Origin of the sequence: Salibaculum sp., from assembly GCF_035270045.1 — a bacterium.
Taxonomy (GTDB): domain Bacteria; phylum Pseudomonadota; class Alphaproteobacteria; order Rhodobacterales; family Rhodobacteraceae; genus Salibaculum.
The window spans coordinates 1-2,371 of record NZ_DATFIP010000011.1 but is presented as its reverse complement, the minus strand read 5'-3'; the positions used below and the strand labels follow the sequence as shown (position 1 = coordinate 2,371).

2 protein-coding genes are annotated in these 2,371 nt (G+C 66.5%); both read right to left on the bottom strand.

Annotated features, from left to right (window positions below):
- Window positions 1-1,640, bottom strand: a 1,640-nt coding sequence (leuS, locus tag VJ897_RS01985; protein ID WP_324052758.1) for a leucine--tRNA ligase, incomplete at its 3' end; no start/stop codon positions are given.
- Between the two features lie 72 nt (window positions 1,641-1,712).
- Window positions 1,713-2,195, bottom strand: a complete 483-nt coding sequence (locus VJ897_RS01980; RefSeq protein ID WP_324052757.1) for a DUF3576 domain-containing protein — start codon at window positions 2,193-2,195, stop codon at window positions 1,713-1,715.
- Between the last annotated feature and the right edge of the window lie 176 nt (window positions 2,196-2,371).

The window sequence follows — 2,371 nt, the reverse complement described above, 5'->3', positions numbered from 1 at the left end:
GCGTGTTCGATGCCGCCGATGTACTGGTCCACGTTCATCCAGTAGTCGGCCTCAACCCTGTCGGTGGGCGTGTCGGCCCGCGGCGCGGTGAAGCGGGCGAAATACCAGCTGCTGTCCACGAAGGTGTCCATCGTGTCGGTCTCGCGCCGGGCAGGCGCACCGCAGGCGGGGCAGGCGCAATCGCGCCAGCTTGGGTGGCGGTCCAGCGGGTTGCCGGGGATGGAGAAGTCGATGGGCGTGCCGTCCTCGTCATAGGGCAGCTCGACCGGCAGGTTTTCTTTCTTTTCCGGCACCACGCCGCAGCTGTCGCAATGCACGACCGGGATCGGGCAGCCCCAGTAGCGCTGGCGGGAAAGGCCCCAATCGCGCAGGCGGAATTGGGTCACACCCTGGCCCACGCCCTTGCTTTCGCAAAACTCGATGGCGGCCTCCACGGCCTCTTCGCCGGTGGCGTCCTGCGGCCAGCCGAAACCGCGGACCCAATGCACCTTGTCAGTCTTGGCGGGCACGAATGCCTCGGTCAGGGCCTCGGAACCATCCGCGTCGGGCAGGAAGGTCGGCACGATCGGCAGTCCATACTTGGTGGCGAAGTCGAAATCGCGCTGGTCATGGGCGGGGCAGCCGAAAATCGCGCCGGTGCCGTAATCCATCAGGATGAAATTGGCGATGTAGACCGGCAATTCCCACGCGGTATCGAAGGGATGGCGCACCGTCAGGCCGGTGTCGAAGCCCAGCTTCTCGGCCTTTTCCAGCGCTTCTTCCGTGGTGCCGCCCTGGCGGGCCTGCTTGCAGAAGGCGGCGACCTCGGGGTTGTCGCGTTCCAATTCTTTCGCCAGCGGGTGATCGGGCGAGATACCGATGAAGGAGGCTCCCATCAGCGTGTCGGGGCGGGTCGTGTAGACCTCGACCCGGTCGTGGCTGCCCAGCGGGTCCACCATCGAAAACCCGAATTGCAGCCCCCGCGACTTGCCGATCCAGTTCGACTGCATCAGCCGCACCTTGGCGGGCCAGTCATCCAGCGTATCCAGTGCCTCCAGCAACTCCTCGGAGAAGTCGGAAATCCTGAAGAACCACTGCGTCAGCTCGCGCCGTTCCACCTCGGCGCCCGAGCGCCAGCCCTTGCCGTCGATCACCTGCTCGTTGGCCAGAACGGTCATGTCGACCGGGTCCCAGTTGACGGTGGCGTTCTTGCGCTCGATCAGGCCGGCCTGCAGGAAATCGAGGAACAGCGCCTGCTGCTGGCCGTAATACTCGGGGTCGCAGGTGGCGAACATGCGCGACCAGTCCAGCCCGAAACCCAGCGGCTTCATCTGCGCGACCATGTCGTCGATGTTGCCATAGGTCCAGTCGCGCGGATGCCCGCCACTGGCCATGGCCGCGTTCTCGGCCGGCATCCCGAAGGCGTCGAACCCCATGGGGTGCAGCACGTTGTGGCCCGTCGCCAGCTTGTAGCGCGCGATCACGTCGCCCATGGTGTAGTTGCGCACGTGCCCGATGTGGATGCGCCCCGAGGGGTAGGGGAACATCTCCAGCACGTAATACTTGGGGCTACCCCCCTCGCGGCGGGCGGTGAAGGTGCCGGCCTTGTCCCAGGCGGCCTGCCACTTGGCTTCGATCTCTGCGGGGCTGTAGCGGGACATCTTTCATCCTTGCAAAGTAAAACGCCGGGCGACTTGGCCCGGCGTGGTGTTAGCGCGTCTGGCCGCAGGGGTCTACAGGCCGCCGTCGCGGATGCGCAGCTGGCGCGCGCGCGACAGGATCGCGTCCTCGACCGCCAGCACCGTGTCCTGCGCGACAGGGCCGCCGCGGGTCTGGATCGCCACGTTCAGCGCGCGGGCGTCCAGCGCGGGGTCGCTGATGAAGACGGTGGCGCGATAGGCGCGGCCGCTGCCCGGCGGGGTGCCATAGCCGAAGTCGATCACGCCGGTGAAGGGGTCCACGCTTTCGATGGGCAGGAAATCCAGAACATCGAGCGAGGCCGCCCAGAGATAGCGGTTCACCGCCACGTTTTCCGAGGCACGGGCGCGCGCGGCCTGCCGGGTTGTGGGCTCGCCCCCTCCGGTGCCGATCCCCGAGCCGATGCTGCCGAGCGATGCGAAGGGGTTCGAGCCGAGACTGCCCGAGCCGCCGCAACCCGCAAGGGTGAGAATGGCAAGGCCTGCCACGGCGGTCTTGATGCTGGATGTGCCGGTCACGACGTCTGCCCCCCGATAATCAGTGCTTTGTCCCGTTGCCTTGTTGATGTGTAGCCGAGGGGCGGCGCCCTCACAAGGCTTGGATGGCGCCAGGCACCCCCCCGAAAAGAAAGAGCGGCCCGCGAAGGGGCCGCTCTGACTTGGATAACCGGTCGGGTTCGATCAGAACTCGAAGG